The sequence below is a fragment of the Acinetobacter lactucae genome (genome assembly GCF_013344765.1).
Classification (GTDB): domain Bacteria; phylum Pseudomonadota; class Gammaproteobacteria; order Pseudomonadales; family Moraxellaceae; genus Acinetobacter; species Acinetobacter lactucae_A.
The window spans coordinates 1-1324 of record NZ_JABVBF010000328.1 but is presented as its reverse complement, the minus strand read 5'-3'; the positions used below and the strand labels follow the sequence as shown (position 1 = coordinate 1324).

Sequence of the window (1324 nt, the reverse complement as noted above, 5' to 3'; positions counted from 1 at the left end):
AATCTAAAGAAATATTAAGACTCATAGTTGATATTAGTTGCTAACCAACCATCCCAACGCTTTGTCCAATATAAGTCGTGAAGTTTAGCTGCTAGAGAATTTTCGTTGGTAGGTGCAATGGGTAAAACCACCTCATCAACTGTTTGAATAGGCATAACCCCACCAGCTGAGCTTGAAGTGAATGCTTCATCAGCTTCTAAAAGCTCTTCTTCTTTCACTTTTGTTATATGTGTTTTTACGCCTAATTCTTTAGCCAATTCAATGACAGTTCTTCGAGTAATACCTTCTAAACATCCAGAATCAGGTGTAAAGATTTCATTATTTTTTATGGCAAAAATATTGGCACCCGCAGCTTCCGTTAAATAGCCATTTCCATCAGTTAAAACCACCCAATCTTTGTCTTGACTACGTGCCTCGTAAAGACCAAGTTTCATGTCCATCCAATGGAAATTTTTAGCTGTTGGATCTACAGCTTTCTCAGAAATACGATTGTAGTGTTTACTAATTAATATTTCTAAGCCATTTGTTCTACGTTCATCATCTGCTTGGAAAAAGTATGGCGATACAAAAGCGAACATAGCATTTTGTTGTAATACAGGATTTTTTCTGCTTGCACTGCTTAAAGGTCCTCTAGTTACAGCCCACCAAACATAGGCATCTTTTAAACCTGTCAATTTAACTAGGTTTGTAAGAATTTCTCTAACTTCTTCACGACTATACGGATTTTCAAGAAAGAATTTTTGACATGATGCTTCCATACGATCCAAGTGATCGTCTAAACGAAAGAAAGCACCTCTAGAAACCGTAACCACATCATATGCCGCATCTGCATGTAAAAAACCAGCATCCATTAATGGGACAGATGCTTCTTGTATTGGTACGTATTGTCCATTACAAAATGCACTTCCATAAGAATATTGCTCTTCATGTTTTGCACGCTGATGCAGTTCATGTTCAGCCATGATTTTTTCAACTTGTATAACCATTACAACTTCCTTTTGTACAACACATTTAAACCATATTTAATATTGCTTAATTAAATTAAAAAAGCAATATTTTTATTAAAAATGCATTTTAACCAATAATTAATATAGTTTAGTGTTACAAAAAATTTCAGCAATAGGGAAAGTTAATTACTCGTATTTCTATTTTTTTTAAATAAATTCAATAAAAATAATTACATACCCTACTTTATACGAAAAATATATAAAATTTAAAAATAAACAAATAAGATCAACATCTTAAAAAAAATAATCGTAGGTAATAAATTATTTATCATATTTTTCAGATAATTATATTTATCAAAATTTTATTAAAACTACGG

General features: G+C 31.9%; 1 protein-coding gene. It reads right to left on the bottom strand.

Features of this window, described 5'->3' with window-relative positions; translation table 11 throughout:
• Positions 1 to 14 precede the first annotated feature (14 nt).
• Positions 15 to 986, bottom strand: coding sequence for an aminotransferase class IV (locus HUN22_RS17090; RefSeq protein WP_174731901.1), 972 nt, complete (start codon positions 984 to 986; stop codon positions 15 to 17).
• Positions 987 to 1324: the final 338 nt, after the last annotated feature.

What these genes read in the sequence shown, in the direction of transcription:
- HUN22_RS17090 (WP_174731901.1), bottom strand. Translation starts at nt 986, where the DNA reads ATGGTTATACAAGTTGAAAAAATCATGGCTGAACATGAACTGCATCAG.